This window comes from Cetobacterium sp., assembly GCF_051658645.1.
In the GTDB taxonomy this organism is placed as follows: domain Bacteria; phylum Fusobacteriota; class Fusobacteriia; order Fusobacteriales; family Fusobacteriaceae; genus Cetobacterium_A.
In genome coordinates this window covers 1-7,096 of the sequence record NZ_JBOFMZ010000021.1, presented here as the reverse complement: position 1 = coordinate 7,096, position 7,096 = coordinate 1, and the positions used below count along the sequence as shown (strand labels likewise).

5 protein-coding genes are annotated in these 7,096 nt (G+C 28.2%); all 5 read left to right on the top strand.

Annotation, left to right across the window (positions count from 1 at the left end; all coding sequences use genetic code 11):
• Nucleotides 1–295 precede the first annotated feature (295 nt).
• The 5 genes from pepF to metG all read left to right on the top strand — a co-directional run bounded on the left by pepF (nt 296) and on the right by metG (nt 6,957).
• The gene (pepF, locus tag ACRCZX_RS01045) at nt 296–2,125 is read left to right on the top strand and encodes an oligoendopeptidase F (RefSeq protein ID WP_438581092.1); all 1,830 of its coding nucleotides are present in this window, start codon (nt 296–298) and stop codon (nt 2,123–2,125) included.
• A 62-nt stretch (nt 2,126–2,187) separates the two neighbouring features.
• Nucleotides 2,188–3,840: a signal peptide peptidase SppA gene (gene sppA / locus ACRCZX_RS01040; RefSeq protein WP_438581091.1), complete on the top strand. Its 1,653-nt coding sequence runs from the start codon at nt 2,188–2,190 to the stop codon at nt 3,838–3,840.
• Nucleotides 3,841–3,916: 76 nt separating this feature from the next.
• Nucleotides 3,917–4,267 (top strand): YbaB/EbfC family nucleoid-associated protein, encoded by a 351-nt coding sequence (locus ACRCZX_RS01035; RefSeq protein WP_438581090.1) that lies wholly within the window; start codon nt 3,917–3,919, stop codon nt 4,265–4,267.
• A 102-nt stretch (nt 4,268–4,369) separates the two neighbouring features.
• Complete coding sequence (locus tag ACRCZX_RS01030) at nt 4,370–5,011, top strand: lysophospholipid acyltransferase family protein (RefSeq protein ID WP_438581089.1); 642 nt, start codon at nt 4,370–4,372, stop codon at nt 5,009–5,011.
• Nucleotides 5,012–5,034: 23 nt separating this feature from the next.
• Nucleotides 5,035–6,957, top strand: a complete 1,923-nt coding sequence (gene metG / locus ACRCZX_RS01025) for a methionine--tRNA ligase (protein WP_438581088.1) — start codon at nt 5,035–5,037, stop codon at nt 6,955–6,957.
• Nucleotides 6,958–7,096 lie beyond the last annotated feature (139 nt).

Below are 7,096 nucleotides of genomic sequence, written 5' to 3'. Positions count from 1 at the left end.
AAACAACGAGGACAAGAGATATTATTAATATACATAGTTAAAAACTGCTCCTTTCTTGGGGGGAATATTGGTTGTTTGAATAACTATTATACCTCAAAGGATTGGAGTAGTTTCAATAATTTTTAAGTTAACAGAAACTATTGAACAACAGGGGGATTTGATGAAAAAATTTATATTTCTTATGATTATTGCTAACTCAGTTTTTGTCGGCAAATATTTTTATGAAAAAAAATCAGCACAACCTAAAACAGATATACCAAAATCTAAAATAAAAATAATTAAGGAGGAGTTTTCTATGGAAACAAATAGAGATAAAATTGCCCAAGAATACAAATGGAATTTAGATGATATCTATTCTAATTGGAGTGATTGGGAAAATGATTTAATTGAATTAAAAAAAATTATGGGTAAAATTCCAGAATATGAAGGTAAAATCTCACAAAATCCTGAAACTTTTATACAACTTATGACTCTAGAGGAAAGCGTTTCGAGATTACTTGATAAAGTTTATCTATACCCTTATTTGCAAAGAGATTTAGATTCAACTAATGAAAACGCTTCTATTAAACTACAAGAAATTGAAAGCATATATGCTAATTATTCAATATCATCATCTTGGATTACGCCTGAAATCTTAACGATTCCTAAAGATACTATGATTAAATGGATTGATGAAAATGATGCTTTACAATCTAATCGATTTCCTTTAATGGAGATTTATAGGCTTCAAGAACACGTTTTAAGTGCTGATAAAGAAAGATTACTTTCATACTTTGGACAGTACTTAGGTGTTCCATCAGATATATATAGTGAACTTTCAACTTCAGATATAAAATGGAATGAAATTGAATTAAATGATGGTACTAAAGTCACTGTTACCAATGGTGTTTACTCTAAAATTGTCGCTAGTAATAGATTACAAGAAGATAGAAAAAAGGCTTTTGAAGCTCTTTACAGCTCTTTTAACGTAAATAAAAATACATATGCATCTATATATAAAAGTATTCTTCAAAGAGATTTTGCGACGGCTCAATCAAGAAATTATAAATCTAGTTTACAAAAATCTTTGGATCCTAAAAATATCCCTTTAGAAGTTTATACAACTTTAATACAATCTACAAGAGAAAATACAGCACCTTTAAAAAGATATATATCTTTAAGAAAAAAAGCACTAGAACTTGATAACTATCATTATTATGATAATTCTATCAATCTTGTTAATTATAATAGAAGTTTTTCATATGAAGAAGCTAAAGAAGATGTTTTGAAATCTGTAAAACCTTTAGGAGAAGACTATTACGCAGGATTAAATACTGCTCTTAGTAAAGGATGGCTTGATGTATATGAAACACCTAATAAAAGAAGTGGAGCATACTCTTTAAATATATACGATGTTCACCCATATATGCTTCTAAATTATAATGGAACTATGGACGCTGTTTTTACTCTTGCCCATGAACTTGGTCACACTATGCACTCTATGTTATCTACTAAAAACCAACCTTATCCTATTAGCAGCTACACAATCTTTGTCGCCGAAGTAGCATCTACTTTCAATGAAAGATTACTTTTAGATAGTATGCTAACAAATACAAATGATTCTAAAGAAAAAATTGCTCTTATTGAACAAGCGATTGGTGCAATTGTTGGCACTTATTATATTCAAACTATTTTTGCAGATTATGAATACAAAGCACATGAAATTGTTGAAAAAGGGGGAGCTATTACACCTGAAGTTTTAAATAAAATTATGGAAAATTTATTTAATGATTATTTTGGATCTGAATTGAGTATGGATGAATTACAAAAGATTATTTGGTCTAGAATTCCTCATTTTTTTAACTCGCCTTACTATGTTTATCAATATGCTACAAGTTTTGCTGCGTCTGCAAATTTATATGATAAAATAACAAATGAAAAATATTCTCAGAATGAAAGAGCGTTGGCGAAAGAAAACTACTTAACTCTTTTAAAATCTGGTGGAAATGACCATCCTATGAATCAACTTAAAAAAGCTGGAGTAGATTTAAGTAAAAAAGATTCTTTCAATGCTGTAGCTACTGAATTTGATAGATTATTAAACTTATTAGAAATTGAACTTAAAAAAGAAAAAGGTGTTAACTAATTATGATTATATTTAAATATTTACTCAATTTTACCAAATTTATTATTAGAGAGATTTCTTCTATGATTATAAAATTTGCTTTCTTTTTGATTTTAATAATTGTTGCATTTAACTATTTTTCTAAAACAAAAAAAGTTCCAATCACTAAAAAATCATATTTAAAAATTGATTTTTCTAAATCTTTTGGTGAAACATTAGTACAAAATCCTTTTGATTTTAACTCTAACAGTATTAATTTTTATCAACTTTTAAAAAAGATAAATTCATCAAAAGATGATTCAAATGTAGAGGGACTTATTTTATTTTTAGATAATAACACTCTTAGTAAAAATCAAATAAGTGAGCTAGGCGAAGTTTTAATTCAATTTAAAAATAATAATAAACCAATATACTCTTATGGAGCTCTAATTGACAATAACTCATTACTTTTAAGTAGTTATAGTACTGAAAGTTTAATGCCACCATCTGCATCTACTTCAGTTAATGTAACTGGATATAATAAGAATATTCCTTATTTTAAAAAGTTAGCAGACAAATTAGGAATTGATGTCAATGTTATTCATGTTGGAGATTTTAAAACGTATGGTGAAAATTATACAAGAAGTGAAATGTCTGAAGAAAATCGTTCTGATTTAAAAAGAATTTTTGATAAAAGTTATTCTTATTTTATTGAAGATCTATCTAAAAATCTTTCTATTGATTCAAGTAAATTGAATGAAATTATTTTAAATGGAGAGTTGATGGGTGAATCTTCTCATATTTTAGAAAAATATAAGCTCTTAACTACTCTTAAATACTGGGAAGATTTTAAAAAAGAAAAGAATATCGAAAATATAACTAATATTGAAAATTATTTATCTAATGCTAATATTTCAAATAATAAAATCGCAATTATCTATGCTGATGGCGAAATAAATTATTCAGCTTCTAGAAATCCAAGTTCTAGCAGTATCTCTCCTGATGAATTTATTAAAGTTTTAGAAAAAGCAGCTAAAAATGATAGTATAAAAGGTATTGTTATTAGGGTTAACTCTCCTGGAGGTTCAGCTCTTGCATCTGATATAATTTATAACTCTATTAAAAATATTGAAAAACCTGTTTATGTTTCTATTGGAAGTGTTGCTGCTTCTGGTGGATATTATATTTCTACAGCAGCTAAAAAAATCTTTGCTGATAGAAATAGCGTTACTGGTTCTATTGGAGTTGTTAGTTTAATTCCCAACTTCAAAAAAGTAACTGATAATGTAGGAGTTCAGATGAATGAGTTGACTCTAGGAAAGTTTTCTGACTTATACTCACTTACAACTACTATGACTCCTGAAAGAGAAAAAAAAATATATGACGCTAACTTTAAAGTATATGAAGAGTTTTTAAATAAAGTTGCCTATGGTAGAAACTTACCTTTAGAAGATGTTCAAAAAATTGCTCAAGGTAAAATATGGTTAGGTGAAGAAGCTCTTAATAATGGACTTGTTGATTCTATTGGTGGTCTTAATAAGACTATAAATTCTTTAGCTGTTGATTTGAATATTTCAGATAGCTATAGTATTATTGAGATTGCATATGAAGATGATTTAAAATCTATTTTTGAATCTACTTTACTTCCTATGCAAAAAATATTCTCATTAAACTTTTTAACTAATCCAGAAAATTTAAAAAACTTTATAGAAAATGAGGATATTTTTTTCAAACCTCTTCTTTACTCAAGCTTTTAAAATCTATAGTTGAAAATTTACGTTAAATTATGATATAATCATATTAATTACACAATATGTTCTAGGAGGGATTAAATTGGTTAGAAAATTAAAAGGACCAAAAACTGGAGGAAACTCTCAATCTGATATTTTAAAACAAGCACAAGCTATGCAACAAGAGATGCTTGCTGTTCAAGAATCACTAAAAGGAAAAGAAGTTGAAGCTTCTGTTGGTGGTGGAGCTGTTGTAGTTAAAGCTAATGGACAAAAAGATATTGTTTCTATAAAAATATCTGAAGAAACTATAAAAGATGCTATTGAAGATAAAGAAATGCTAGAGGATTTAGTTCTTTCTGCTGTTACTGAAGCTATGAGACAAGCTGATGAATTAGCTGAAAAGGATATGTCTGCTGTTACTGGTGGAATCAACATTCCTGGATTATTCTAGTTTTAAATTTTAAGCACTAATACTTATTGTATTGGTGCTTTTTTTTAATCTAATTTTATGTTATAATTATTTTAAAATACTTTGATTATAGGTGGACTTTTAATGAAAAATAGCAAATATAAAAAATATGGTTTGATACTTTACTATCTACTTAAAATTATTTCTAAAACAATGAAAATAGAGATTATTAAAAGTCCAGAAATTGAAGAAGATGAATCTTACGTTTGTGGTTTTTGGCACAATAAACTTATTGGTTCTTTTTTAAGTTTTTTAAATTTCTCTAATAAAAAAGCTGTTTTAGCTAGTCCATCTAAAGATGGAGAATTAATTTCTATTCCTTGTGAAAAAATGGGATTTACTGTTGTTAGAGGATCCTCTGGAAAAGATTCTATTAAATCTGTTTTAAAGTTAATTCAACTTATTAAAAATGGTTATAGTGTTGGGACTCCACTTGATGGTCCTAAGGGTCCTGTTTACAAAGTAAAACCTGGAATGCTTTATCTTGCACAAAAGTCTGGAAAATCGCTTCTTCCCGTTGGTGTTGCTTATAGTAATCAATGGACCTTTGAAAAAGCTTGGGATAAATTTCAAATGCCTAAGCCATTTTCTAAAATGGTTTGTGTTATGGGAGAACCTATTTTTATTCCTAAAGATGCTAATCTAAATGATTATTTAGAAATAGTTGAAACAGCACTATTTTCTATGGATAGAATAGCTCAACAAAAATTAAATGAAAAAAAATAAATGATTTGAAAGGAGATTGATATATGAGTAAGAATTTTTATGTAACTACACCTATATACTATGTTAATGGAGACCCACATGTTGGAAGTGCTTATACTACTATCGCAGCAGATGTTTTAGCTAGATATAAGAAATCTAAAGGATTTGATGTTTTCTTCTTAACAGGTACTGATGAACATGGTCAAAAAGTTGAAGAAGCTGCTAAAATGAGAGATTTAACTCCTCAAGCTTGGACAGATTCTATGGCTCCTAGATTTATTGATATGTGGAAAGCCTTAGATGTAAACTATACTGACTTTATAAGAACAACTGAGTCTAGGCATAAAGATGCTGTTAAAAAAATAATAAAAACTGTACATGAAAAAGGAGATATTTACAAAGGTGAATACGAAGGTAAATATTGTGTTTCTTGTGAAACATTTGTTCCTGAAAATCAAATAGTAAATGAAAAACATTGTCCTGATTGTGGAAAAGAATTAACAACAGTTAAAGAGGAATCATACTTCTTTAGAATGTCTAAATATCAAGATGCTTTACTTCAACATATTGATAATAATCCTGATTTTATATTACCACACTCTAGAAAAAATGAAGTAATATCTTTTATAAAACAAGGATTACAAGATCTTTCTATTTCTAGAAATACATTTGAATGGGGAATTCCTATTGAGTTTGCTCCTGGACATATCACTTATGTTTGGTTTGATGCTCTTACAAACTATTTAACTGCTGTTGGATATGAAAATAATACTGAATTATTCCAAAAGTTTTGGAATGATGGAGAAGTTGTACATCTTTTAGGAAAAGATATTCTAAGATTCCATGCTATTATCTGGCCATGTATGTTACTTTCTGCTGGAATTAAACTTCCAGATAAGATTGTTGCTCATGGATGGTGGACTTCAGAAGGTGAAAAAATGTCTAAATCTAAAGGAAATGTTGTTGCTCCATTAGATGAAATTGCAAAATACGGTGTTGACGCATTTAGATATTGTTTAATGAGAGAAGTTAACTTTGGTAATGACGGAGATTATTCTACTCCTTCTATTGTTACAAGAATAAATTCTGATTTAGCAAATGATTTAGGAAATCTTTTAAATAGAACTCTTGGAATGTATGGCAAATATTTCAATGGTATTATTACAAAAGGAGAGGCTTTTGAAGAAGTTGATGAAACAATTAAAACTCTTTGGAATGAAACTCTTTCTGCAGTAGATCATCACATTAACAGAGTTGAATTTTCTAAAGCTTTAGAAGCCATTTGGAAATTTATATCTAGAATGAATAAATATGTTGATGAAACAGCTCCTTGGATTCTTATAAAGGATGAAGCTAAAAAAGAAAGACTTGCTACTGTTATGAACTTCTTAGTTCAATCACTTTATAAAGTTGCTGTTCTTACTGCACCTTATATGCCTACTGCATCTCAAAAGATTTGGAACCAGTTAGGATTCTCTGAAAATATTTTAGATGTAAATTTAGATTCTTTAAACGGATGGAATCTTTTGTCTGAAGGACACATTTTAGGAACTGCTGAACCAGTATTCCCTAGACTTGAAGTTGAGAAAAAAGAAGCTAAAAAAGATCCATTATCTATTAATGAAGATTTAAAAATTGAAAATCCAATTGAAATCGCTGATTTTGATAAAATTGATATTCAAGTTGTTGAAATATTAGAAGTTAGTAACATTGAAGGTGCTGATAAACTTCTTAAATTCAAAGTTAAAACTGCTAATGAAGTAAGACAAATTGTTTCTGGAATTGCAAAATATTATCCAATACCATCAGAACTTCTTGGGAAAAAAGTTCTGGCAATTTTAAATTTACCTCCTGTTACTTTAAGAGGAGTTCTTTCTCAAGGAATGCTACTAAGTTCTACTGAGAAAAAGAGATTAAAACTTATAGAAGCTGATTCAAGTGTTAAAATAGGTGCAAAGGTTAAATAATTTGAATCTGTTAACTAAAGATGAAAAATAGGTCCAATTCCTAAAAAAGGGATAAAGATTTTCGACTTGAAATATTTTTGTAAAAAAATGATATCACAAAAAGACATAGCTTGTCTATGCCTTAAAAAGAATATTCTTT

Bases quoted from the DNA above. Each gene is read 5' to 3' on its own strand.
- pepF (WP_438581092.1), top strand. From the start codon at position 296: ATGGAAACAAATAGAGATAAAATTGCCCAAGAATACAAATGGAATTTA.
- sppA (WP_438581091.1), top strand. From the start codon at position 2,188: ATGATTATAAAATTTGCTTTCTTTTTGATTTTAATAATTGTTGCATTT.
- metG (WP_438581088.1), top strand. From the start codon at position 5,035: ATGAGTAAGAATTTTTATGTAACTACACCTATATACTATGTTAATGGA.
- ACRCZX_RS01030 (WP_438581089.1), top strand. From the start codon at position 4,370: ATGAAAAATAGCAAATATAAAAAATATGGTTTGATACTTTACTATCTA.